This is a genomic window from Novosphingobium sp. (assembly GCF_019748365.1).
Taxonomy (GTDB): domain Bacteria; phylum Pseudomonadota; class Alphaproteobacteria; order Sphingomonadales; family Sphingomonadaceae; genus Novosphingobium.
Map to the genome: position 1 here is coordinate 1 of NZ_JAIEPN010000154.1, position 23,988 is coordinate 23,988.

23 protein-coding genes and 1 pseudogene are annotated in these 23,988 nt (G+C 60.7%); 18 read left to right on the forward strand and 6 right to left on the reverse strand.

All coding sequences use genetic code 11. The annotated features are described in order from the left end of the window. The first annotated feature begins 295 nt into the window (after nucleotides 1-295). The 8 genes from K5Q19_RS17030 (at nucleotide 296) to K5Q19_RS17065 (ending at nucleotide 8,728) form a co-directional block, all read left to right on the forward strand. A complete protein-coding gene (locus K5Q19_RS17030; RefSeq protein WP_292947739.1) occupies nucleotides 296-1,348 on the forward strand; it encodes a hypothetical protein in 1,053 nt (350 codons plus the stop codon). A gap of 82 nt (nucleotides 1,349-1,430) precedes the next feature. Continuing rightward, complete coding sequence (locus K5Q19_RS17035; protein WP_292947742.1) at nucleotides 1,431-1,685, forward strand: helix-turn-helix domain-containing protein; 255 nt, start codon at nucleotides 1,431-1,433, stop codon at nucleotides 1,683-1,685. Next, nucleotides 1,682-1,957, forward strand: coding sequence for a hypothetical protein (locus K5Q19_RS17040; protein WP_292947745.1), 276 nt, complete (start codon nucleotides 1,682-1,684; stop codon nucleotides 1,955-1,957). The genes K5Q19_RS17035 and K5Q19_RS17040 overlap by 4 nt, the downstream gene beginning before the upstream one ends. Then, nucleotides 1,954-2,454: a hypothetical protein gene (locus K5Q19_RS17045; RefSeq protein ID WP_292947748.1), complete on the forward strand. Its 501-nt coding sequence runs from the start codon at nucleotides 1,954-1,956 to the stop codon at nucleotides 2,452-2,454. Before K5Q19_RS17040 ends, K5Q19_RS17045 begins: the two co-directional genes overlap by 4 nt. Nucleotides 2,455-2,665: 211 nt before the next feature. Continuing rightward, nucleotides 2,666-3,046 carry a hypothetical protein gene (locus tag K5Q19_RS17050; RefSeq protein ID WP_292947751.1) on the forward strand — a complete coding sequence of 127 codons (381 nt, stop codon included), beginning with the start codon at nucleotides 2,666-2,668 and terminating at the stop codon, nucleotides 3,044-3,046. Beyond that, on the forward strand, nucleotides 3,043-4,875 hold the full coding sequence (locus tag K5Q19_RS17055) for a type IV secretion system DNA-binding domain-containing protein (protein ID WP_292947754.1): 1,833 nt from the start codon (nucleotides 3,043-3,045) through the stop codon (nucleotides 4,873-4,875). Before K5Q19_RS17050 ends, K5Q19_RS17055 begins: the two co-directional genes overlap by 4 nt. After that, nucleotides 4,875-7,625 (forward strand): MobF family relaxase, encoded by a 2,751-nt coding sequence (mobF, locus tag K5Q19_RS17060; protein WP_292947757.1) that lies wholly within the window; start codon nucleotides 4,875-4,877, stop codon nucleotides 7,623-7,625. The genes K5Q19_RS17055 and mobF overlap by 1 nt, the downstream gene beginning before the upstream one ends. Before the next feature lie 221 nt (nucleotides 7,626-7,846). Next, a complete protein-coding gene (locus tag K5Q19_RS17065) occupies nucleotides 7,847-8,728 on the forward strand; it encodes a zincin-like metallopeptidase domain-containing protein (protein WP_292947760.1) in 882 nt (293 codons plus the stop codon). Nucleotides 8,729-8,758: 30 nt separating this feature from the next. Here K5Q19_RS17065 and K5Q19_RS17070 read toward each other — a convergent pair whose 3' ends face one another. Continuing rightward, nucleotides 8,759-9,208 carry a very short patch repair endonuclease gene (locus K5Q19_RS17070; RefSeq protein ID WP_292947763.1) on the reverse strand — a complete coding sequence of 150 codons (450 nt, stop codon included), beginning with the start codon at nucleotides 9,206-9,208 and terminating at the stop codon, nucleotides 8,759-8,761. Between the two features lie 47 nt (nucleotides 9,209-9,255). Here K5Q19_RS17070 and K5Q19_RS17075 point away from each other — a divergent pair, with 47 nt between their 5' ends. Further along, entirely contained in the window at nucleotides 9,256-10,848 is a 1,593-nt protein-coding gene (locus tag K5Q19_RS17075; protein WP_292947766.1) for a DNA cytosine methyltransferase, read from the forward strand. Here the strand turns inward: K5Q19_RS17075 and K5Q19_RS17080 are convergent. The 4 genes from K5Q19_RS17080 to K5Q19_RS17095 are packed head-to-tail and all read right to left on the reverse strand — an operon-like array spanning nucleotide 10,830 to nucleotide 18,123. Next, nucleotides 10,830-12,899, reverse strand: a complete 2,070-nt coding sequence (locus tag K5Q19_RS17080; RefSeq protein WP_292947768.1) for an AIPR family protein — start codon at nucleotides 12,897-12,899, stop codon at nucleotides 10,830-10,832. The two genes, K5Q19_RS17075 and K5Q19_RS17080, sit on opposite strands and share 19 nt — an antisense overlap. Next, nucleotides 12,887-13,870: a PD-(D/E)XK motif protein gene (locus tag K5Q19_RS17085; protein WP_292947770.1), complete on the reverse strand. Its 984-nt coding sequence runs from the start codon at nucleotides 13,868-13,870 to the stop codon at nucleotides 12,887-12,889. The genes K5Q19_RS17080 and K5Q19_RS17085 overlap by 13 nt, the downstream gene beginning before the upstream one ends. After that, nucleotides 13,857-16,616, reverse strand: coding sequence for a Z1 domain-containing protein (locus tag K5Q19_RS17090; protein WP_292947772.1), 2,760 nt, complete (start codon nucleotides 16,614-16,616; stop codon nucleotides 13,857-13,859). Before K5Q19_RS17090 ends, K5Q19_RS17085 begins: the two co-directional genes overlap by 14 nt. Next, nucleotides 16,609-18,123, reverse strand: coding sequence for an ATP-binding protein (locus tag K5Q19_RS17095; protein WP_292947775.1), 1,515 nt, complete (start codon nucleotides 18,121-18,123; stop codon nucleotides 16,609-16,611). Before K5Q19_RS17095 ends, K5Q19_RS17090 begins: the two co-directional genes overlap by 8 nt. A gap of 622 nt (nucleotides 18,124-18,745) precedes the next feature. Here K5Q19_RS17095 and K5Q19_RS17100 point away from each other — a divergent pair. The 3 genes from K5Q19_RS17100 to K5Q19_RS17110 are packed head-to-tail and all read left to right on the forward strand — an operon-like array spanning nucleotide 18,746 to nucleotide 19,723. Then, entirely contained in the window at nucleotides 18,746-18,934 is a 189-nt protein-coding gene (locus K5Q19_RS17100) for a hypothetical protein (protein WP_292947778.1), read from the forward strand. Beyond that, entirely contained in the window at nucleotides 18,931-19,314 is a 384-nt protein-coding gene (locus tag K5Q19_RS17105) for a DUF3768 domain-containing protein (protein WP_292947781.1), read from the forward strand. The genes K5Q19_RS17100 and K5Q19_RS17105 overlap by 4 nt, the downstream gene beginning before the upstream one ends. 1 nt (nucleotide 19,315) lies before the next feature. Beyond that, nucleotides 19,316-19,723 (forward strand): hypothetical protein, encoded by a 408-nt coding sequence (locus K5Q19_RS17110; RefSeq protein WP_292947784.1) that lies wholly within the window; start codon nucleotides 19,316-19,318, stop codon nucleotides 19,721-19,723. 20 nt (nucleotides 19,724-19,743) lie between these two features. Here K5Q19_RS17110 and K5Q19_RS17115 read toward each other — a convergent pair whose 3' ends face one another. Next, nucleotides 19,744-20,040 (reverse strand): DUF1778 domain-containing protein, encoded by a 297-nt coding sequence (locus K5Q19_RS17115; protein WP_292947787.1) that lies wholly within the window; start codon nucleotides 20,038-20,040, stop codon nucleotides 19,744-19,746. Nucleotides 20,041-20,308: 268 nt separating this feature from the next. Here K5Q19_RS17115 and K5Q19_RS17120 point away from each other — a divergent pair, with 268 nt between their 5' ends. The 6 genes and pseudogenes from K5Q19_RS17120 to K5Q19_RS17145 form a co-directional block, all read left to right on the forward strand. After that, entirely contained in the window at nucleotides 20,309-20,551 is a 243-nt protein-coding gene (locus tag K5Q19_RS17120; RefSeq protein WP_292947789.1) for a hypothetical protein, read from the forward strand. Between the two features lie 125 nt (nucleotides 20,552-20,676). Then, on the forward strand, nucleotides 20,677-21,363 hold the full coding sequence (locus K5Q19_RS17125; RefSeq protein WP_292947791.1) for a hypothetical protein: 687 nt from the start codon (nucleotides 20,677-20,679) through the stop codon (nucleotides 21,361-21,363). 46 nt (nucleotides 21,364-21,409) lie between these two features. Next, entirely contained in the window at nucleotides 21,410-21,886 is a 477-nt protein-coding gene (locus K5Q19_RS17130) for a TIR domain-containing protein (protein ID WP_292947794.1), read from the forward strand. An 8-nt stretch (nucleotides 21,887-21,894) separates the two neighbouring features. Then, a complete protein-coding gene (locus tag K5Q19_RS17135; RefSeq protein ID WP_292947797.1) occupies nucleotides 21,895-22,521 on the forward strand; it encodes a hypothetical protein in 627 nt (208 codons plus the stop codon). Then, the gene (locus K5Q19_RS17140; protein ID WP_292947800.1) at nucleotides 22,514-23,647 is read left to right on the forward strand and encodes a nucleoside triphosphate pyrophosphohydrolase family protein; all 1,134 of its coding nucleotides are present in this window, start codon (nucleotides 22,514-22,516) and stop codon (nucleotides 23,645-23,647) included. Before K5Q19_RS17135 ends, K5Q19_RS17140 begins: the two co-directional genes overlap by 8 nt. Nucleotides 23,648-23,658: 11 nt before the next feature. Beyond that, a pseudogene (locus K5Q19_RS17145) lies at nucleotides 23,659-23,988 on the forward strand (hypothetical protein); the annotation flags it as partial.

Consider the following 23,988-nt stretch of genomic DNA (forward strand, 5'->3'; position numbering starts at 1 on the left):
CTCTTAATCAGCGGGTCCTAGGTTCGAGCCCTAGTGCGTCCACCAAAACTTCCCCATAAATTCAATTAGCTAGTGGGGCAACGGCGGCCAAGTCCGTGCCCTTTGGAGCCTAATTTTCGCTATAGGCTCCATATAGGCTCCACCCCCTCTGCCGACGTGATTCGCATCACGCTATCCACAGATGTTGGTCGATAACCGCTAGCAAGGACCGTGGAGGCATTAATGGAGCGCGCTCAAGCCACCGTGTCCCCTGCCCCACGTTGTTCTGGGGGTCTCGAATTGCTAAGCATGCTCAATGGGAAAGCCGCGTTCCAGCAAATTCGCTGAGACTGACTTCGATGAGTATGTGACCCGGCGCATCAGCGAATTGGGGCTGGCGACCAACCTCAAGGACATTCGGACGGCGGCCACCCAGTTCGAGAATGTAGTCGCGTCTGTCGAGAGACAGGCATCTGGCCTACTGGTGGTCGCCGCCATTTGCTTCGGCTTTATCCTCTACACGGTTGCTAGCATTCCCAAGCTTTCTGCTGGCGAAGCGTTATCCATCGCCCTCGCCGGAGCGCCAGGGCTTTTGTGCGTCATTGTTGGGACGCGACCAAAGACATGGAAGTACAGCCTTCGCTGGTGGGGTTGGCCGCGTGCTGTGAAGTGCCGCCAGCAGAGCAACATCGATGCCGTGCTCCATGAGGTGAACGCAGGCAATCATTCGATCATGCGCCTGGCTACGTCTGGAGTGGGTGCGCTCGCCAGCCCCGTGAGCAACAGGCCGGTCGACCTCATCGTGAGCCAGAATGTGCTTTCTGATCCGTGGATCGCGGCCACATTGTTTGGCACCAAGAACCCGGATCAACGCTTCATCGTCGTCACACCAGAACCCACCGGCGATTGGTTCAATTTCTACCTTTGGCATCCTCCCGTCGCACAGGAGCTGCTGCACCTTTTCGACAAAACGCCCGACATCTACCCCGATGAACGGGTCAAGCGGCTGAAGGTGAGGATCGCGTTGCAGGTCATCATCGACGTGGTGACCGGTAATGTGGAGGCCCCGTCCAAGGAAAACCTGGTGGAGGGGAAAGTGGTCAAGAGGTTCGAGAACACCCTGAAGATGGAAGCCGCACGCCTTCTGCGTGCTGGCGAGATCAACGACCTTGAGGAACGGCAGCTGTGCAGGGTCAATATATCTGGCGAAGCCCCCTCAGTCGATCCAGCTGAAGACGGCAAGAAACATGACAAGAAGCCGCACAGTTGGTTTCTTGAGCTGAAGGGCGGCCGGTACGCGGCGGTGATCGGCCCCTTGTCCAACACCGTTCAGGCTGAGCTGAATTTGTCGCCACGCTTCATCGCATAGATTTTCTCGCCAATTGGTGACCAACGCAGCGACCGGCAACTCGCGATATGCATGATGAGGGACCTCTTCAACGGAGGTTCCCATGCGTGAAACGACAATTACTCTCCTCAATATGCGGCAGCTCCAGGCTGCGCTCAACATCCGCTCGCGTTCGACCATCTACAAAATGGTCGCACGCAATGCCTTGCCCCCGCCCTGCATAATAAACCGGCGCGGTTTGCGCTGGCGCGAGAGTGATATCAGCAGCTGGATCGCTGGCCTTCCTGCTGCCGGGGGTGCGCAATCGTTGGAGCGGGCCAGCGATGGTGCCGAACGCTCTCAAGGCAAGCCGTCATGAGCAGCGAGCCTCTGCATCGCCCCCGCGCCATCGCCGAGCTTGCGCCCAGCCTTGAACGGATTGCGGGCCACGCGGTCGCCCTCGAATTGCTGAACTGGCCAGTCGGGGGTCCGCAGGGGTCCTGCTGCGGCGGCTACCTCACGGTCGGCACCATCCGCCTGTGGCTCCATGCAGAGCATGCCAGCAACCTCGCGGACCGTGTCCGTTCGGCCATCGACGAGGCCGTGATCAGCGCCTCGCCTCATTCCCATTCCATTCGGAGATTGTCATGACCTATCGCCGCGACCTGTTTTACGAGATCGTCGCCTCCGCTGATTTTCAGGCTGCAATGGTCGGCCCGATGATCGATGATTTTGTCCAGAAGATGAAGCGGCCTGGGGCCGATGGCGCGACCTATCGCGGCTTCATCGAGGACTGGCTCTATCTCCAGCGCCCGCTCTTCGACCGGTTCAAGGGGGTTCGCTACAACATCCAGTTCGAAGGCCCGCCGCTGATCATCGACCAGCACGAATACCCCCTTGGCGGATACATCGAGCGGCAGCTCGAATGGGCCAAGCTCGGCCCCGTCGACGCCCGCGAATTGCGCCAGCGCCTACGCGGGGCCGTCGACGGGATCGTGGACGATTGGATCGGCGGACGACCGATGCAGTATCTGCCTTCGATTGCCCAGAAGCCTTTCAAAGATCGTGCTGCCGTGGACGCAGCGGATCACGCAGTGATCCGCGACTTCGTCGCCTCCCGGAATTCCAGAACGGGAGACGATCAATGAGCAAAGCAGGGTTCAACCAGGAACCGGAGAAAGGCTGCGATGCTACGCATCGAGCCAAGTATTCTAGATCACACCGCACGCGCCCTCGCGGGGCAGGATTCCACCACTTTCTTGGGGGGCGATGCGCGCGCTCTTTTGCAGGCGGGCTCAGAACCCGCGCATTTGCGCCATTTCGGGAGCGCGCCAATGGCGCGCTCCGGGCGGTGTGGCCATGAACCGGGTGAAGCTCTCCGTCCGCGTGCCGATGGGGCAGGAAGTGATGATCAGGCGCTATGCCGAGGCGCGCGGACTGACCCGCTATCAGGCGCTGGCGCGGGTGATCGAAGCCGGGCTTGGCGCTGTTGTAGATGCGCCTGGCGCGGGCCATGGCAGCGCTGGCGATGACGCCATTGCGGGCTTGGAATCGCGGCTTGGCGCGATCGAAGCGCTGCTCGATCGCAGCCTGTTCACGGCCAGCGCCGCCTATGCCTATGCCCGCCGCGCGGCGCTGCGCGGCGATGGCGATGCCGACCGTACTGACAGCATGATTGGCGAAGCGGCGCACTCGGCCTATCGCCGCCAGCGTGCCCTTGCAGCGGAGGCGCTGTCATGAGCCGCGACCGCGACAATCTCCTGCGCGGGCAGGGCAAGTTCAAGCAGGGTATCGCAGGCCTTGCGGCCCGGTGGCGCGCCTATACCTGGACCGTCGCCGGTAGCGGCGGGTTTGGAGCATTCCTGCTCGCCAGCCATGATCCCGCGCCGGGCCAGTTCGCCTGCGCCTACCAGCACGCCCAGGGCGTGGCGGTCAGCTGGTTTGCCAGCGGTCGAAGCGATCCCGAGATCACCATTCAGTTCATGAACCGCACCGCGCGTGTTCCGGCCAGCGCCCTTGCCAATGACCGCATCTGGCAATGGTGCTGGGATGACCTGGTCGGGAAGGTTGTGCTGGGCGGCACGCTGGGCGCGCTGGTCGGGATGCTGCTGTGCTTTGGCTTTGCCATCTGGATACGCAGCGAGGGCAAGGAAGCCGCCCGCGACCGGTTCATCTCGGGGACGCAGATCGTGACCGAGCGCGCGCTGGCCAAGCTGACCCGCAAGGCCACCAATGATCGCTCGATCCGGATTGCCTCGGTCGGGATTCCTGCCTGGCTGGAGTGCCGTCACTTCGCTTTGCTCGGCACCACAGGGGCAGGCAAGACCACCGTCATGCGCCAGATGCTCGATCAGGTCGAAGCACGCGGCGAACCCGCGCTGGTCTACGACACCTCGGGCGAGTTCATCACCCAGTACTACCGGCCCGAGCGCGGCGACATCATCCTTAATCCCTTCGACGAACGCTCAACCTTCTGGTCGCCATTCTCCGAGATTGCCCATCCGGCGGATGCCGACCGTATCGCCCGCCAGCTAGTCTCCGAGACTGGCGAACGCGATGACGATGTCTGGCTGGAAACGTCTCGCATTCTTGTCGCCAATATCCTGCGGGTGCTGAGCGCCGAGGGGCGGACCACGCTCCCCGACCTGCTTGATGCGCTGCAGGTCAAGGGCAAGGAGGAGATGAAGGTCTGGCTGGCAGGCACTTCATCGGCGCGCACCTTCGCCGATGATGCTGACCGGGCGACGGGTTCGGTCCTGTTCATGCTCGCCAAGGCCGCGACCCTGCTACAGTTCCTGTGGCGCGAGCCGGGGGATCGGGGCAGCTTCGCCTTCAGGGAATTCATCGCCGGGCTCGACGCGCATCAGGGGCCCAAACCCTGGCTCTTTGTGCCGCGCAAGGAGGACTACTTCGAGGCAATGAAGCCGCTCTTGGCCTGCTGGCTGGAATGCGCGGCCAGCGCCATGCTGGGTCTGCCGCCGTCGGACAGGCGGCGCATGTGGTTCTTCCTCGACGAGCTGGCCGATCTTCCCCGCGTCGACAATCTCACCCGGCTCTTGCCTGAGGGCCGCAAGTTCGGGGCCAGCGTGGTGCTGACCTTTCAGGCCATCGGCCAGATGCACCGCCGCTATGGCCGCGACAGTGCCGAGGCGCTGCTCGGCTGCTGCAATTCGAAATTGTACCTGCAGCTGATCGACCGCGACACGCGGGAATGGGCATCGCGGAACATCGGCGATGTCGAAGTGGAAGTGCGCAGCGCCTCGGACAGCTTCGAGACCGGCCCCAATAGCGGGCGTACCTCGGTCGGCAGCACCCGCGTGGTGCGCCCCGCCGTGATCGAGAGCGACCTGCGTCTGCAGCCTCATCACGGCTTCCTGCAATTGCCCGATGCCTTGCCCGTGGGGCGGATCAAGCTGACGCGGGAGCACATTGATGCGCGGGGACCAGCACGCCATCCAGCCTTTGTTCCGGCTCACATCAGCCGGATGCTCTGGAACCGGATGCCGAAGAAGACTGACACCGCCACGGCCAAGGATGATCCTGCCAGCAATCTCAAGGGTCCGGTCTGATGGTTGCCACCATCGGCGCGATTGGCAGTTCGGCCGCCGCCTCGAGCTACTATGAGGCCGATGACTACTACGCCGATGGTGGCATCTCCCCCAGCGAATGGCAGGGCGAAGGTGCCAAGGCGCTTGGTTTGACCGGCGAAGTCAATCGCGAGACCTTCCGTGCAATCCTTGATGGCACGCTGCCCCATGGCCAACAGCTTGGCACCATGCGCGAGGGCAAGCTCCAGCACCGACCCGGTTGGGACGTCACCATGAGCGCGCCCAAGTCGGTCTCGATCATGGCCGAGGTGGCGGGCGATCGCCGGTTGGTGGTGGCGCATAACAATGCCGTTAAGGCCGCGCTCGCCTATGTCGAGCGCCATACCGCTGCCACTCGTATCCACGCCGACGGCGGGGTCGAGCAGCGACAGACCACCGACAATCTTGTCATCGCCAGTTTCCGGCATGACACGAGCCGGGCGCAAGACCCGCAGCTCCACACCCACAATGTCATCATGAACATGACGCAGGATGCAGAAGGGAACTGGCGCAGTCTTGAGCCGCGCGCCCTCTACCAGCTGCAGAAGGCCATCGGCGCAGTCTATCGGCAGGAGCTTGCGGTGGGCGTGCGGGCATTGGGCTACGCCATCGAGCAGGGGAAAGATTCCCTGTTCGAGATCAAGGGCGTCCCCGCTGCCGTGATCCGCGCCTTCAGCGAGCGCGCCGCCCAGGTCGAAGCGCGGCTTGCCGAGCGCGGTCAGACCCGCGCGACCGCGTCCGCCGAAGAAAAGCAGATCGCCGCGCTCGATACCCGCGAGGCGAAGCAGAGCCTGGAGCGGGGCGAGTTGGTCAGCACCTGGCGCGCCGAGGCCGATGCCGCAGGGTTCGGTAAGGCGGCGCGAGAGGCCTTGGTCGCGGCCAGCAAGGAAACTGCGGCCAGCAGCGAGCATGGCAGCGCGCTGGCCGCGCAGGGTCAGATCACGGCGCATCAGGCGGTTGCCCTTGCCGCCGCCAGTCTTGGCGAGCGTCAATCCGTCTTCGCCGCTGCCGAGCTGGAGAAGGAGGCCGGGCGCTATGGGTTGGGTCGCGTAACAACTGCCCAGATCAGCGCAGCGGTCGCCCGCGCGCAGGGCGACGGCGCGCTGGTGCCGCGTACCTTCCTCGACAAGCGCGGTGCGGAATTTGCGGGGTTCACCACCGCAGAGAACATCGCCCATGAGCGGCAGTTGCTGCGTCTGGAAGCCGAAGGGCGCGGGGCGGCTGCGCCGATCCTGTCGGCCAAGCAGGCCGCCAACGTCGTTGCACGCGCCGAGCTTCGATCCGATCATCCCTGGAACGAGGGGCAGCGCGCGGCCACCCGCGCGCTGCTCACCAGCCCCCACCGCGTGACAGGCCTGCAGGGCTATGCCGGGACCGCCAAGACCACCACCGTGCTGGCGACCTTTGCGCGCGAGGCGCAGGCGCGCGGGGTTGCGGTCACCGCTCTTGCGCCGACCGCGTCTGCTGCGCAGACCTTGGGTGATGCCCTCGGCCAGCGCGGGGAGACCGTGTCCCGTCAGCTTGCGCGCAACAGTGCATCCCTGTCGGGCGGGGTCTGGATTGTCGATGAAGCATCGCTGCTGTCCGCGCGCGACATGGAGGCGCTGCTGCGCCTTGCCGCTGACAGCAATGCGCGCGTGGTGTTGGTTGGCGATGTAAAGCAGCTCGGCTCCGTTGGCGCAGGCGCTGCCTTTGCTCAGCTGCAATCCGCCGGCATGGCGACCGCGCGGCTCGACAATGTTGTGCGCCAGACCAATGTCGCCACCCGCGAGGCGGTGCTGGCATCGATCGAGGGCGATGCGCGCAAGGCGCTGGATGCGCTGGAGCGCGGCGGCGGCAAGATCATTGCCCATGGCAGTCAGGGCGAGCGCTTTGCCGCCATGGCCAAGGCCTATGCTGCGCTGGACGCCAGCGAGCGGGCGCGCACTCTTGTGATTGAGCCATCCTGCGAAGGGCGCGATGCGCTCACCGCCGATATCCGCCGCGAGCTTGCCGCAGCCGGGGCTCTGTCCGGTCCTGCCGTCATCATGGAGAGTCTGGTCGCCAAGAACCTGTCGCTGATCGAAGCCCGCGATCCCGCGAGCTATGCGCCTGGCGACACGGTGCGGTTCTTGCGCGACTATGCCGACAAGGGCGTGACGCGCGGCGCTGCCTATCGCGTCGAGCGCATCGATCCGGACAAGGCCGCGATATCGCTCAAAGCCGCCGACGGGTCAGCCGTGGACTGGCGGCTGCGCCAGTGGGGCGCAGGCAAGGTCGAGGTGTTCGAGCCGGAGGAGATGGAACTGCAGGCGGGCGACCGCGTGCAGTTCACCCGCAACGACCGCGAGGCCGGGCGCATCAACGGGCTGCGCGGCACCATCACCGGCATCGATCCCTTGCGGCAGCAGGCGACCATCGCGCTGGCCAATGGCCGCGAGCAGCGGCTTGATCTCACCGATCCGCGCGACGCCCATCTGCGCCACGCCTATGTCCAGACCGCCCACGCTGCGCAGGGCCAGACCGCCGAGCGCGTCCTGATCCACGCCGACAGCCGTTCTGCCAATCTGGTCGATCAGAAAATGCTCTATGTCGCGCTCTCGCGCGCGAAGTCCGAGGCTATTGTGGTCACCGACGACAAGGCGCGGCTGATCCGCGCCATCCACGAACGCGCGGGCGAAAAGCAGACGGCCATGGAGGTGAGTGCGCCTGAAGTGTCCAAGGCGAAATCCCTGGGGGCTGGTCTCGGCTGATCGCGTGATGCGTGAATGCCGGGCCATGGCATCCTTCGCCCCGCCATTGGCATGAACTGCTCCCTGTAGAACAGGCCGTGCCGGGCGGGATCAACAGCCTGCCCGCTCCTTCGGGCTTCGCCCTCCCGTGTTGTCTGTTCCGCGCTTCGCGCTGACCCGCCCGGCCATCCGGCCCGTCCCTTCATCCGCGTTCCCAACGACAGGACGAAGGACTTACCACCATGGCCAGCCCCGCAACCGCCAGCATCTACGACACCATCACCAACCAGATCATCGCCGCGCTGGAGCGCGGCACGGGCGACTACACACTCCCCTGGCACCGCAGCAGCGCCCCGCTGACGCGGCCCATCAATGCAGTCACCCGCAAGGCCTATCGCGGCGTCAATGTCCTTGCTCTCTGGGCCAGCGCCGAGGTGCAGGACTTCGGGCATGGTCTCTGGGCAACCTACCGCCAGTGGCAGTCGCTGGGTGCGCAGGTCCGCAAGGGCGAGAAGGCCTCGCCCATCGTGTTCTACAAGGTGCTGGACAAGTCCGAGGGCAGCGATGACGAGGCGCGCGAGGGCGCAGGCCGGATCTTCGCGCAGGGCTCGCATGTGTTCAACGTCGCGCAGGTCGAGGGCTACGCCTTGCCCGAGGTGCCGGAAGCCGAGGCCTTCGATCCAATCCCTGATGTCGAGACCTTCATCGCTGCCACCGGGGCTGCCATTCGCATTCAGGGCGACAGCGCTCACTACACCCCGTCCACCGACATGATCACCATGCCCGACCGGCAGCGGTTCTTTGCCACCGGCACCGGCAGTGCCGAGCAGAACTGGTATGCCATCCTGCTTCACGAGCTGGTTCACTGGACCGGGGCCGATCACCGTCTCGCCCGCACCTTCGGCAAGCGTTTCGGTGACGAGGCCTATGCCGTGGAAGAGCTGGTCGCCGAGCTTGGCTCAGCCTTCCTGTGCGGCGATCTTGGTCTGTCGGTGACCCCGCGTCCGGATCATGCCTGCTACCTCGCCAGCTGGCTCAAGGTGCTCAAGGGCGACAACCGGGCGATCTTCACCGCCGCCAGCGCGGCTGCGAAGGCTGCGGAGTGGTTGGGGGAGAAAGGATAAATGCGACCATCAACGCTCTTCCAAACTTGATCAGGCGGTCGGGACCTCCAGCATGCATGTTCGCTCCTGCGTCAACCAATGCGCGACCAACTCTGCCACTCGGCTGACATCACCGCCCTTGAGCGCACACTCCCAGACCGTGGCGATCCGCCAGCCATTTTCCAGAAGTGCTGCGACATTCTTTTTGTCTCTCTCGATGTTGGCCGAAAACTTCGCCGTCCAGAATTCAGAGCGGGTTGATGGCGTTGTCGCGAAGCGACAGTTGCTGTGGCGGTGCCAGAAGCATCCGTGCACGAAGATGACAGCTTGGTGCTTGGCGAAGACAAGGTCAGGTTTGCCGGGCAATTTTGCTCCGTGGAGCCGGTAACGGAGGCCCCTTGCATGCAACGCGCGCCGCAGGAGCAATTCCGGCTTGGTATTCTTGCTTCGAATGCCCGCCATCAACCGCGAACGGGTTTCGGCATCAACTATGTCAGCCATAGTGACCAGCCCCTCTGGCATCCCGCTGGCAGCCTGGTAATAGGCTCATGAAGCAGTGGAAGTTCGAACAGATGAGCCAGCAATTCAAGACTGTTGACCTCTTTGCCGGTCCGGGGGGGCTGGCCGAAGGCTTTGCATCCATCCGCGACGCGGACGGGGCATGGCCGTACCAGATTGCATTGTCTGTCGAAAAGGAGCCATCCGCGTTCGCCACCTTGAGGCTGCGCTCGTTTTTCCGGCAGTTCCGCGAAACGCCGAAAGCCTATTACGACTATCTGGCTGGACATATCTCCAGGGACCAACTGATATCGAAGCATCCGGTCGAGTGGCAGGCGGCTTGCGAAGAAACTGCCATGCTCGAACTTGGCACCGCCGAGGCTACCGACTGGCTGAACCCCGTCCTCGACCGTATTGGTGAGAGCGCGGCAGATGGCACGATCCTAATCGGCGGCCCGCCTTGCCAAGCCTACTCCTTGGTTGGCCGCGCCCGCAATCGCGGGAAGGTAGGCTATGATCCCGCCAACGACCACCGGCATTTCCTCTACGAGGAATACATCCGTATCCTCAAACGCCTTCAGCCCGTCGCATTTGTAATGGAAAATGTGAAAGGGATGTTGTCAGCCAAGGTCGATGGCGAAAGCATGATCGACAAGATCGTTGACGATCTCAAGGCTGCCGGGGGTGAGCCCGACAGCTATGTACTGGTGCCACTCGTGGCGGATCAAGGCTCCGGTCACGTGCGGCACATAATCAGGTCGGAAAATTTTCGGATACCGCAGGCGCGCCACCGGGTGATCCTCATGGGGATCAGGGCCGACATCGTTCGCAGGGCGGGGATGAGCAACGAGGCTCCCCCGGCGCTTCGCCCTCATCCCGCTCGATCCACTGTCGCATCAGTTATCGCCGGGATGCCACAGCTCAGAAGCGGGTTGAGCAGGTCTCCCGATGGCGCCGAACCCTGGAAACAGGCCGCCGTGAAGGCATTCAAGAATGCTGCAACTGCCTGTCGTGATGATCGTGGCTGGCTCGCCGAGGTGGCAAAGCGTCTCTCCGATCATGCACGGCAGATCGCCGCAACCGAGGAACTTCCCCCAAGGTCAAGTACAGTGGTGACGCCTGTAAGAGACAATTTCCTCGGGGCTTGGCTTTGCGACGAGAGATTGCCTGTCCTGCCCAATCATGAAACGCGCGGGCACATGGAAGGAGACCTCGCAAGATACGCCTTTGCATCGACATTTGCCGAGGTGTTCGGGCGGTCTCCGAAGGCGGACGAATACCCCCGCGGCCTCGCTCCCAATCATCGGAACTGGGATTCAGGCAAGTTTGCGGATCGGTTCCGCGTTCAGACGTGGGATGCCCCCTCGACCACTGTGACGAGCCATATCTCGAAGGATGGACACTATTTCATCCACCCGGACCCGTTGCAGTGCCGGAGTTTGACGGTTCGAGAGGCCGCTCGGCTCCAGACCTTTCCTGACAACTACTATTTTGAGGGCAACAGGACACAGCAATACGTGCAGGTCGGCAATGCTGTCCCACCCCTGCTCGCGCGGCAGATCGGAGAATTGCTCCTGCAAATCCTATCCGCAGCCGGACACGAGAAGGCTGGAACACCCGCCCGTCAGCTGTCTTTCGGGTAGAATTCTTCCAGCTTATCGGCAATCGCGAGCGCTGCTAGCGACTGTTGCTCGCTCGGAATCCTGGTGGGCATCTGAGTACAGGCCCGGAGAATTCCTTGCTCCCTGTCGGTCAGCTTTCTGATCGACCGTCCGAATGCCAGCAGACTGTTCCAGTATTCGGCACCCTGGATAACCACTTCCCTTTGCGCTTCGATACCCGAAACAAGCTGCCGCGCCTGCTTTGCGGTGCGGGTGACTGCCTTGGCCTCAGCGGGATCGATCAGGTTATCCCAGAAGTCCTGGCCATAATCGACCGGTCGCTTTGCGAGATCAGCCCAGCAGGCCTGCTTCTTTGCCCACTCGCTCATGTTGCGAATGCCGGCAGGAGGATTCGTGATGACCGCATTGGCCGCTTGTGCAGCGGCAAGGCACGCCCGCTCGAGGTTTAAAGGCACGCGCTGCAATGCCCACACCCGGTCGAGGTCGAGGAGCTTCTGCTTCTGATCCGCGTCATGGACGATCTTGGCGAACGCGTAGGTCACGATATTGGCGCGATATCCGCCTGCGTACCATTCCTGCTGCGGGACGAGCTTTTCGAGATTCCGGAATATGATTGCCTTGGCAATCAGCCGCTTGAACCAGACCTCATCATAGGAATCCTTTTTCTTCTCCCAGTCTGCCCCGACCAGTTGCGCCAGTTTGCCGAAGTTCTTCTGTGCGCCGAGGCTGACCTCGTGGGGAAGGCAACGATATGAATTCTCGAACTTCGCGAGATCGGTTTTCGTGAAAAACTGGGAGCGCGGAAACTCGGCGTCGAACTTTTTCCGATCCCCAACCGAGCGCCGACCGCGCTCATCCGCAAATTGCCCACGGGCGCGCTCATAAAACCACTTGGTTTCCCGGTAACCTTCATCCCCTGAGGGCGCGAGGATACGGCGCGAGAACTCCTCGATCCGCACATGGAACGGATGGTTCGCAAAGAAATCGGCAGCGTTGACCTTGTTCTGGCTGTTCGCGAATTGCGAGATCAGCGGGACAATGTCTTCCGCCTTTTCCGATGGCACCACCGTCAGCTTCATCTGGACAAATACGTCCTTCAGTTGCTCGGGGGCCAGTTTGCGGGCCGCATGGATAGAAGCCGTCGTTTGCCCGCCATTCACGATCTGGAAGTTGCTGGCCGACATAAGGAAGAGACCTTCGCCAATGTCGGCGATCTCGACTGACTCGGCCGTCGCTGTCAGCCCGTTGTTGTAGGAAAAGAACATGTTGGGGTCATCGCGGATGGTGTCGCGAATGCCGCGATTGACCTTGTTTCGCGCCTGCAGGAAGCTCCGCACATTCGCCTCCAGCAATCGCGCGCCCCACTTCTCGTAGATTTCCGCCAGCTGTGCGCCTGGGATCACGGCGATGTAGCTTTCGAACGGAGCGCCATCATACGACGCCTTGAGCACCGGAACCGGCTCTCCGAACGTCTCGGCGAAATCGACAACGAGGTCTTCCCGCGTCTGGCCCGATGAAACGAAGCGGTGAATGCGAGGAAGGTCCCAGACATTCGACGTGACGGGAATTCCGCCAATTGCACCGACCGACTGCGCGTCGGTGCGGGACTTGTTGATGCGGTTGGTGACAAGGATCAGCTTGATTTTGTTGATCTGCTTCCATGCCCGCGCGATCAGGTCGCTGAGAACGAAGCCATTGCTCGTCTCTTCCAGATTCTCTCGAAATTCGCGGGTCTTGGCAGCCACCACGAACTCGACGAGGCGCTTCAGGAGTCGGCTGATTTCCGTCTTGTCGATCGACTGCGGTTGCTCCGAGAGCACTAGATCGCAGATTACAACGCTCAGGACGCCTTCTTCATCGGTGGGGTCCCATGCATAGGCGTCCACCTGCACAGCCTTCGAGCCGAATTTCCCCTCGTAGTAGCATTGCGAGAGCGACGTCACCTCACCGGCTTCGTCCAGCACATCCGCAATCTTTTCGAGGAATGCCTCGCTGGTGATGAGCCCCATGGCGTCAGCATCACCCTGGATTTCCGCCATCAGCTGGCGGTGATACTCGGTCAGTTCGTCCATGGACCATGCCTTTCGGCTACCAAACGATCCAGCACCTCCGCCTCAACGGCGAACTCGGAGCAGGCATCAAGGCTGATGCTGTAGCGTACGGACGACACGCCCGTAGGCGGCGGATTGGCTATCCGGGGAAAGCCCTCCGCCACTTCGAAGTGGAGGTTCTTGCCGATATTCCAGCGACGGTCCGAGTAGTCATCCTCGAAGTCGAAGCCCGTTGCCATGATGGCTTCTTCCCAGAGCGCGTAAGCTTCTGGATCGAGCACCGCGTAGAGCTTTTCGAATTCCGATACATAATCGGTGAGGGTGAGGCCGTTCGGTTTCACCACGGCATCGATGGCACTCACGACAAGGAACAAGCGGCAGCCGTCGACATCCGAGAGCTGATCTTCCGAGGAAATCTGCACGAACGGCTTGGCCGCTCCGCGCCTTGCCTTGACTTCCACCAGACAGCCATCGAGCTCGAAATCCTTCGATGAACCTAGGGGGCCCTTCCAGGCCTCGATCGCTGCCCTCGGGCCGATCAGGTCGATCAGGTGCAGAAGGAATTGCAGTTCGCCCAGAAGCCCGCGCTGCTCCTCCAGCGAAAGAAGCCCGCTCTTTCCGCCGCGAAGCAGATGGTGCCAGCGCATCGTGCGGCGAATGGCGCGGTTCAGGGCATCACGGTTGTCGCTCCCGGCATCCCCAGCCGCAACGATGTCCGTGCAGAGGCTGCCGAACAGTTCTCGCTGCTCTTCGTCCCTGAGCAGCAGCACGAGAGATTTGTGGCCCGCAACATTGCGATACGCGAGTTCGAGCGAACGAAGTCTTGGCAAAGGCTTGATCTCGGCTGTGTCTGCCGACAGCCGTAGAAGCAGCCCAGGCTCGTCCTTGGCGGAAACGACCCAGAAAAAATCGTGAGGGCTGGCCGGATTAACCCGCCTCGCATCGATTCCACCGGAACCGAGGCCGTCCCACGGGTCATCATTCCTCGTCATCGGGCAGGTCCTCGTCGTTATCCTCTTCCCCGAAGAGCTCGCGAAGTTTGGTGGTGTTCAGAATGTACTCCACCTTCTGGTCGGGTCGGGCAGATGGTGGGAAGCTGATCCCCCACCCGACAACCGGTTCGCCGGGGATTCTGTGCAGATCACGAGCATCAACGCCATCATTCTTGATCCTCACGTTGAACAGGAGGAATAGGGCGCGCTCTCGCCGGGCACGATAGACCCGGTCCGGAAAGTTCACCTTGGCATCGGCGGATAAGCTTTTTTCCTCACGATAATCCGCTTCTGCCAACCGGGCGCGCTCCTCCGAAAGCCCCGCCTTTTCCATTCCGCGAGATGCCACACGCGCGCTCGATCCACTGATCGTGAAGACCCCATTCCTGAGATCATCCGGACCGATGGCGCGACTGATCGGATTGATCTTCCAACCTTCTATTTCCAGCGGTTCGGTACCGTCAGAGCTGCGGAGCGATGCAACAAGCACGTCCCAGTGCGCCAATTCATCATCCTTGCGGTCGGAGATGTACTTTCGGATCGGGTCAGTAGCGGAGAGCACAGAATCCTGATGATTTTCGAAGTCGCGCAGGAAATCATCAATGAATGAAACTGGCACTCTGGAAAGCAGCATGCCGCCGGGTGCGGGAAGCGAGGACGATTGGGTGAAGCCATTCTGCGAAAGCGAGCTCAGCAGCCTGTCGCGCACTTTGCGGTTACGAACGAGGCTCGCATTTGCTGCACCTAGTCGGGTGGTCTCCACAAAGTTGTTGGACAGGCCGACCATCAGGTGCTTCTGACCCGATCCCATCTTGTTCCTCGCCGTCACCATCAGCGCACTTGGGTGGCTGCGCACCGCCAGGCCGAATTCCTTCGGCGTGGCATTGGCACGCTCCATCTTCTTGAGTTCCAGTTGCAATTCCTCGGTGGCTTCCGCAATGTGGGCATACCACGAGGTTGCTTCACGCAGCATCCAGATGCGGCATAGGTCCTCGTAGTTCTGGCGATAACCGAACCATCGACCCATCTGCATGAGGGTGTCGTACATCAACGAGTTACGCAGGAAGTACGAGACTGTCAGGCCTTCCAGCGTCAAGCCACGCGATAGCGAGAAACCGCCGACCGCAATCACCGTCAGCCCATTTTCGCCCCCGGCCTCGTAATCGAGGCTTTCGGATGATGACGAGTTCACGGCGATGACCATGGCCGAAGCAACTACGGGGAGCAGAGCCCGCCGTATCGAGTCCCATTCCGGCCATGCATCCCGATATTCGTTACCCCAGCAACGCTTCAGCTCGGCAATCTCGGGATTCAGGTCGGCATCGACCTTTGCGCCATCGACGCGCACGGCATCCTCGATTGCCTTTAGATGCTGGTGCAGCCTGTTCTTGAGGACGTTCTGGATGCCTGTGAAACGCGACGCGTTGACGAGCATGGACGCATGCTGACCCTTCTGGCCTCTCAGATTCCGGATCGCGCGCGCAACAATGAAGCATCGCAGAGCGTCGAGCATACTGTCAGGCAAGGCCGTAATCTCGTGGCCGATGGTATGCTTGACGGGCAGTAGGTCGCCATTATCATCAATGTAGCGAAGGTAGTCAGGCCGCTCGGCATCATCGTCCGGCATGCCGTCGATGAAGACCTTTCGGGCACCGAAATAGTTCGTCGGCGCGTCGAGGCCGATAATGAAATCTCTCGGGAACAGGTCCTGCTTGTAGACCTCGTCATCCTTGTCGGGATCGATGAAGATATTGGCGAAGGGTGTCGCGGTGTAGCCAACATAGCAGCTGCGCCGAAACAGGCCGAGCAGGTCGCGTATCTGGCCGTTGATGCGTGAAACCTCGTCACGACCATACTGAATGTTGATCGAGGCGTTGTCCGCCTCATCATCAATCAGCAGCATGGGCTGATCAACCATTTCGGAATATCGGCCGGTGCTGTGTTCGCGCAGCCAATCGATCAGATTAGCAAGCGTGCGGTAATTCTTCTTGATCACCAAGACGACAGGGACAGCATAGGACGCGATTTCGCTGGTATTCGTCGTGGCCGTAGCCTTGTTGAAGTCCTTGAGCGTCGTGGTCAGGCTGACCGGGGCCTTTCGATGGTCGAACATTCCCACCCCGATCAGCTTGGGCTTGCTTCGGGTGTCCTTCTTTTCGAGCCGACCAGTGTCCCGACCGATGAAGCCCTCGTCGATCCGGGCCTGCGTCTGGTTGCGCAGGTTGTTGTGAATACCGGCGATCACAACAATGAGCCGATATCCGGCGTCCGCCGCCTTGCAGACGAGACCCGTGTAGTTAGCTGTCTTCCCGCTCTGGACGTGGCCAACCACCATACCCTTGCGATCCCACGAGCCGAGATCATTGGGGTTGCCCATGCGGTCCAGGATGCGGTCGGTTACCTGGTCTGTGGAGGTGATAACGTCCATCGGCAGGCGCTTCTGCTCGAGGAGCTTCCTGTATCTGTTCCAGTAATAGGGCTCAATCAAGCCTTCCGCCCTGGCATCGTTGAGCCATGGCTTGAAATCAGCTGCGCCTACGACAGCCCCAATCCCCATGCTGATCCCGACCCGCTCTTCGAGCTCACGGGCGAGGCGTTCGGCCTCTTCATCGGTGATGCCCGAAAAGTCGGGGAGCATGCGAACTGTTGAAATTGCGGCGCGAATGCTCTCTTCAGTCGGGGTCTTGTCTGGCCCGGCGATGAGCTGAGAGACGATTGCATCGAGCTGGGTGATGGCGTCAGCCATTGTTGTGATACCTGTCCAGTTTCTCATTGATGATGCCTTGGGCCATGGCGGCGGCTGACTTGAAGGGCTCGATCTGACACAGGATTTCAGCAATCCGCTCCCGCTCGATCCCCTGTTCGACAAGCCTCGGGATCATGGCATCGGCCAGCTGATGAAGCGATTGCTCATCAGCCTCCTCGGCTCTCACCTCTTCGGGCGATCCTGCGAAGTCGGAATGCAGTGATGCGACCGGAACCGATGAACCGATAAGCCCAACTATATTGGCGAATTCGGCCTGTAGTTCGTCGGGGAGTCTCGCCGCGAAATCCGCAAAAACGGGATGCGAAAGATCGGGTCGGTAGATGATGGCACCGTCGCGCTGGATACGTTGCCAGACGGGGAAATACTCGCTGTCCACGAGTTTCTTGCCCCGACGCTGGTACGTCCGCTTCGACGTAAGCGCGAGCCGTTCCACGAGCAGGCGCATCCGCTCCCGGACGGCAGGCGGAAGCTGGGCGGACGCCTTTTTCACGTCTATTTTCCAATCCGAATCCATCGTGTTCGGAATGTCGACGCGAATGCGGCACAGCTTTGTCAGCTCGGTTTGCCGCGCCATGCCGAGCCAGCTTCCAGCGATGATGAGGCGCCTTCCACGATAAACGTAGAAGCCTTGAGTTCGCAGGTGGCCTTCCGGACCGCCAAGATCGTTCCAGTCCGCTGGAGGAATTTCCTTGTGGTGTGGAAGCGTGAAGCTCTGGAATTCCACGAAGCCGTTCTTGAGTTCGAGGCGATCCGGCCTGTCAGCCTGATGCTTCGGGAATCTCGTTCCGAACGGATCAAGCGGCTCAAGCCGTCTGCCATTGAGCCCGATTTCCAGCGGCGGCCTATCTTCCGACATGAAGCGGTGGAAGACCAGCCTGATATGGCGTTCGGCTTCCGCCAGAAGACGATTGATGTGTTCAGCCCGCTTCCTGTGGTCGGTTTCGATCCCTCCAGAGAGCCTGTCGAGCGATCGCCAGACCACCAACGTGCCCTGCGTGCCGAGCCTGTCGCTCCACGGAATGCCCGAAAAGTCATCGTGGATTTCGACTTCCCACTTGTTGGTTCGCGAGACCTCATCAAGATCCCACGTCGCTGCAGACATCGTCCCGTCATTTCTTGTTGCAACGGTGAGCCGCTTGCACTGGGAAAAGCTGGCGCTCTTCATCCCCAGTCCGAACCTTCCGAGGTCGCCGGATGCTCGGCTGTCGAGAGGGTTCTTGCTGCCAGGGCGCATGGCCTCGACGAGCTCCGCCATTGTCATGCCGCGACCATCATCGAGAACAGCCACCGCAGGCTCTGCCGACGTCGCATCAGACAATATCTCGATCTTGCGGGCACCTGCAGTGATCGAATTGTCAATGATGTCAGCGAGTGCAGTTTCGGCTGAATAACCGATATCGCGCAGGCTCTGTATCAGCGATGCAGCATGAGGCGTCGCATCTGCGGTCCTTCGGTCAGAAGAGGCCTTTGGCGGGTCAGAGGACATGGAAACTCATGCAATTCATCGGTTCGCCAAGATGTTATAGCGATCTCGACCTTAAGCAACCTTCATTGGGAGACATGCCCCCAGACCTGTGATCGGCAACGGGAGCGGCGAGAGTTTCTGCCTTGGAGTTTTTGCCGCTACCCTGCCGGGCAACCTGCTCTATCCGCTGGCGCGGACCGGGCCTGTGGTCCCGGCCCATCCGGGTGACGATCAGGAGCGGTGGCAAGCGGAGCGGGAGTTTCTGGAGGACGCGCTCTGTCCCGCATGGCCGGTGGCCATGCTCCTGAGGGCGCGGCGTTCCTGAGCTGACCCGCAGGCGCTCTTGCCTCTCTCATTGCCGGACGCCCGCTGGCCCACTTGGCCCGCGCGCAGGGCGTCCGGCGGCTTCGCGCCGTGCAAGGGCGCCGTTCCTGTGCGGATCGCTGCGGCGATCCTTGAGGGGAACGCCAAGGGCTTTGCCCTCTCGTTCCCAAACCCCAATCGACACCCCCGTGTGGCGGGCTTCGCCCGCTGGCCCGCGCCAGGGCATCGATTGGGGTTTTCCCTCCCCCTCCCATCCTCGCCGGAGGGCAGAGCCGCATGCCGCGTGACGGATGCGGCTTTGCCGGGTGGAGTTTGGACCATGGGTGACCTGATCTTGAATTACCGCGCATGCGGGGCCGAGTGCCGCGAGGACTGGCTGCGCATGCTGGCGCATGACAACGGCTTGCCGCTGGTGGCGGTGCAGCAGCTGGCGGATGAGCTGGGCGAGAGCGAGGATTTTGGCGAGCTGGTGCGACTGTGCGAATGCGGCGGGAGCCTTGCGTCATGAGCGGCGCGGTGCTGTCCCGCGCCGAGCGGATTGCGCGGCTCAATGATCTGGCGCGCCGCGCGATGGGCATTGCCTGCGTTGTGGTGGCAACCGAGGGCATTCGGGCCTTGCCCGAGGACGATCAGTCGCGGCTGCGCGAGTTGGTCGAGGCCTTCGATGCCTTCACGCCCGACAATGACCCCTATGGCGAGCGCGACTTCGGGGCGATCTATCAGGGGCTGGACGGTGTCTGGTCGACTTCGCGGCCTCTTGATGTTGCCGTGACGGTGTTCTGGAAGATCGATGCCTATGACCGCGCGTTGCGGTTCGGCAGCGAGGACCCAGCCGATCCCGCCGTGACCCGACGGGTGCTGACCATCATGTTGGCGAGCGAATATTGATGTGGCTGCCCGCTCCCACACGGTGGAACCGTCGCGCCTTGCTTTCGGTGCGTGGTGCCATGCCAGCGAAAAGCAAATCGGCGAAGGCGATATCCGCGCCAGCTACAGTGCTGACCGCATCGGCATGGGGCAGCCCATCCGCAAGCCATTTCGATATGCCGGAGAGCTTTGGGTCTGTGTCGGAACCGGCCCTTCGGGAGCCGAGGCCTATCGGCTTTTGCACCCTTCGCTCTATTGCGGCACGGCGCGCAGCTATCATGATCGGTGTCGCGATGGCGATCGCGCGCGCGGTGATCCGGCGGGTTTCTATGACGGCATCTCCGTGCGTCACGCCGGACGGGAGTTTGTGATGGCCGGTCCGCCCGCCACCTTCGTGGCGGGCGAGGAGGCGCCGCTATCCCTGTTTTGAGGTCCCGAGATATCGGCGGGCTATTCGGCAGCGGCCTTGGTTTCCCAAGGTGCGGGCCGCTTCTGCACCGCGACCAATTCCGGCACGGACTTCGCCGGGCTGTCCAGCATGGCGACGAAGGCCGTGAAGCCTTCGGGCGACATGTGAATGACTGTGTTCTCCACGATCACTTCTTCGGCTGCCCGTACCGCCGCATCGCGCATGAACTCCGCGCGCGAGCGCCCGCGCATCCTGACCGCCCGGTCGATGATCGCGACATCGGCATCGGCAAGCCGCATCGAAACGCGGTGATCCTTGCGCTGGACGGGGCGAGCCATGGTCAATCTCCTTGCCGCATAGATAGCGCAATCTACCGGCTTTTGCATCACAGGGCGAGGCCGGCGACATGGCGGGGAAGTGGCGGTGTCCGGTGTTTCGGTCAGGCGGCTTCGTTTTCAGCACCGTCACTGGCCGCGCGCGGTCGAGGATCAATGTCCGGCCCGCGCCGGTTCCGTCCCGTCACCCGTGTTGGACATGACCCCGCGCCCTTCGCCGCGCGGCCTTTCTGTCTGGTGCAACGAGCCACCAACACGAAAGGAATATCTCATGGCCCGCACGTCCCAAGCATCCGCACCCGCCACCGCGCCCGAGCCCAAGGCTCCGGATTTCATCGCCTGGCATGTCAGTAATCGCGGCGACAAGGCCTTCTGGACCAAAGTCGGAGCCGCCTGGTTTCACCGCGACCGCAAAGGCGTGTCGCTGCAGCTCGAAGTCTTGCCGATCAATGGCCGGATCGTATTGCGCACGCCGCTCGACGATGAGGCCAAGGAGGTGCAGCCGGGCGCATAGCGCCCGGCGAAATGTCCGGATGAGGCTAGCTCTATTGATGCTCGATGCACTTAGGCAACCGTGTGTTTCAAGGGTTTTTCCAAGCCACGGATGACATGGCCACACGCTTTAGGTAAGGTCTGCGGATGACGACCTCTACTGCGCCATCGGTAGCAAAGACCGCTGAGCCGATATTTTCGATTGCTTGGGATACCGGCGAGTCTGCACTCGTCATGACCGCCAGCGCATGGCTCATCGGTGCTGGGGTCGCCGCAATCGTATTGTTTGTTTTGTGGCGCGTTTTCGCAGGCGGGTTTGCATTCGAGAATTTCGAAATCGATCAAGCCGACATCGGCATCGGTGATCAGAAGTTCACCTTCAAACCGAACCAGACTGACAAGCAGGTTGCTTATGCGATTTGGGTTGAGTTGAGCACGAGAAAGATCGGGCTCGAGATAGATTTCGAGAATGATGTAATTTCTGAGATCTACGATTCATGGTTTGGTTTTTTTACTGTAACTCGTGATCTTGTTAAAGGCATACCGGCTCAGAAAGTCCGCCGGGACAGCACGCAGAAGATCATTCGTTTGTCGATTGAGGTCCTCAATACTGGTCTCAGGCCGCACCTGACAAAGTGGCAGGCAAGGTTTCGCCATTGGTATGATCGTGAGCTTAGAAAGTATGATGAGGGTGACGGGTCGGAAGTCCTTGATCCGCAGCTCATCCAGGAACGTTTCCCGAAGTATGACGAGCTGAAGTCGGATATGGAGCGGGTCAATAAGTCACTGATAAAATATCGTCAGCAAATGTATCGGCTGGTCTTGAAAGATTGAGCGGCGCACCCGATAAGCGGGAACATATGGTGAATATGGAGCGCGTATGGCCGGTCAGACGAAGAATGTGTTCATCAGCCACATCCACGAGGACGATGCGGGGCTTGGGAAGATCAAGGCGCTTCTTGCCCAAAATGGCATGAGCATCCGCGATTCATCGATTAACTCGACCAACCCTAATGAGGCCAAGTCAGCGGACTATATCAAGTCCGGCATTTTGGCGCCCCAAATCCAGTGGGCCGGTACACTGCTTGTCTATGTTTCGCCCGGCACGAAGAACAGCGAATGGGTGAATTGGGAGATCGAATATGCGCACAAGCTCGGCAAGAGGATTGTCGGGGTATGGGAACAAGGGGCCAAGGATTGCGAACTGCCAGATGCGCTGAACAACTACGCTGACGCAGTCGTGGGGTGGAACGGGACGTCGATCATCGATGCAATCAATGGCAATTGCGATCCATGGGAGAAGCCAGACGGATCACCGTCCGACGTGAGGCCCATTACTCGCCATCCGTGCGGTTAATCTTCGCGGTGAACCAGCTTTTCTCATACGTCGTTCGCTATGATAGCGGTTTCGCACCGAACCCCTTCTACGGGTACGCAACTCTGGCAACTTGCAAGCCGTTGATCCGCAGGGTGGCAATGCCCGGTGACTGGATCGTCGGCACGGGCAGCTCGGCAAAAGGCGTTGATCGCGGAACCCGCCTTGTCCACGCGATGAAGATCAGTGAAGTAACTGATTTCCGATCATATTGGGCTGATCCGCGGTTTCTTCGCAAGCGGCCCGTCATGCGTGGAAGCAGGAAGCAGTGCTGTGGGGATAACATCTATCAGCGCACTGCCGACGATAGTCGTTGGTTGCAGCTAGATTCCTTCCACAGTGGGCCGAACGGAACGCCACGGCCAGATCATATAGCACGGGACACCGGGACCGATCGTATCCTGATCAGCAATGACTTTTACTACTTCGGTGGCGAAGGCCCCGAAATTCCGGCGAATTTTCGTGATCCTGCCCGCTATGATATCTGCCGAAAAGTCCGGCAGCGGAAGCGTCAAAAGGATGGCGACTGGATCGCCGAATTCGTCGCCTGGCTACGCACTTTCGGTGACCCCGGATATCATGGGCGTCCCTTGGATTGGGTTCTTGAAGATGGCTGATCCTCTCTACCAATCGACGATTCTGCTTTCCGAGTACGCACAGGCAGTCGGTCCGACCGACAGGATGAAGGCTGACATCCAGCCTGTGCTGTTCGGGCTATTCGGCGAAGTCGGTGGGATCATGACAGCGGCCAAAAAGCATCATCGTGAGGGCAAGGCCTTTGTAGGCTATCGCCGGGCGGTTGAGGAGGAGTTTGGCGATACGCTTTGGTATCTGGCCGCCCTCTGTCGTCGGCTCGATTTGTCGCTGGAAGGCCTGTTTGAACAGGCGATTGCCGGTGAAGATTACACCTCGATGCTGGCTGCGAGTGATGTCGAAAATGGAGCGATAGCGCGCATCACCATGCCTCGACAGGTTGCAAAGCTTGATGACGCGCTGCTCACTCTCGGCGATGCGGCGGCCCAGCTTCTCGCGATCCAATCTTCGGGAACCGGCACCGAGGCGACGCTGGTGAGATTTATCGACCGCTATCTCAAGGCTCTACAGGTTTCCGGAGTTTCATTCGGAGAAGTTGCGAGAAGCAATCTTAAAAAGACAAGAGGTCGTTTCGTTTCTCCAGAGTTGTCTGAGCTGCCTCTATTCGACCTAAACTTCGAAGAAGAAGAGCAGTTACCCTATGAATTTGAAATTGAAATTTCACAGCGCGAAAGTGGGTTGAGTTACCTCCGTTACAATGGTGTTTTTATCGGTGACCCGTTGACGGACAATATTATCGATGAGGACGGCTATCGGTTTCACGATGTTTTCCATTTTGCTCACGCAGCGATTTTGCACTGGTCACCAGTCATGCGATCTCTCATCAAGCAAAAACGGAAAAGTGACAAAGTCATCGATCAGGCACAGGACGGCGGTAGAGCAATTGTTGTCGAGGAAGGCCTGACCGCCTGGATTTTCTCCCGCGCCAAGGAGCTCGATTTCTTCGCAAGCAACGAAACCGTCTCCTTCGATATGCTGAAAACCATCGCTGACTTTGTTCGAGGCTACGAGGTGGACCAGTGTCCGTTGAACCTGTGGGAACGAGCAATCATTCAGGGCTATGCGGTTTTTCGCGAGGTAAAGGCCAACAACGGTGGTGTGGTGATTGGCAATCGCAATACGAGGACAATCGGATATAGGCCCCTTTGACGAGGGGCCCCATGACACCGACACAGTTTGTTTCCGAGCTTTCAGCAATCCGCTTCCCGAATGCATTTAACCCGTATTCTGACGCATGCCCGGTCCATGATGTGCCCGATGCGCCCGCGATGAGATCTGCAATTCTGACGCAGATCCTTGAGGCCGCCGAAGCCGCGAGCGTCGATGCAATCTGGGTGGGCCGCGATCTAGGCTTCCGTGGCGGTCGCCGGACAGGAATGGCGCTTACAGATGACGTGCATTTTCACGATCATCTCGGTCGTGTCCGTCAATGTGGTGTAAATTCGGTTGTGGCCAGCGGGCGGCATTTTCAGGCGGCCTTGGGTGTAATC